Annotated in this window: 1 protein-coding gene; it reads left to right on the forward strand. The window is 36.1% G+C overall.

The genetic code is table 11. The annotated features are described in order from the left end of the window. Positions 1–305 (forward strand): hypothetical protein (locus FHG05_RS18520; protein ID WP_181369198.1); only part of this gene is annotated, 305 nt, incomplete at both ends.

A 305-nucleotide genomic window follows, 5' to 3' on the forward strand; every position in this document is an offset into this window, starting at 1 on the left:
GCTTCCGGAAATGGACAAGTAGTAATTACAGCAGCAACGGTTGATCAAACGATTACTTTATCTTTAATTGAAAATACGACAACTACTTGTTCATTAGTAGTTACCAATACACAAACTATAGTGGTTAATCCATTACCAAGTGTAACGAGTCTAACAGGAAATGGTCCTATTTGTGATGGAGAAGATGCTATATTTACTATTGTTGGTACAGCAAATGCAACGGTAAGTTATTCTTTAGATGGAGGAACAACTACTCAAACGATTGTTTTAGACGCATCAGGAAACGGACAAGTTGTAATTACAGC

It is taken from the genome of Flavobacterium profundi, assembly GCF_006491645.1.
GTDB lineage: Bacteria > Bacteroidota > Bacteroidia > Flavobacteriales > Flavobacteriaceae > Flavobacterium > Flavobacterium profundi.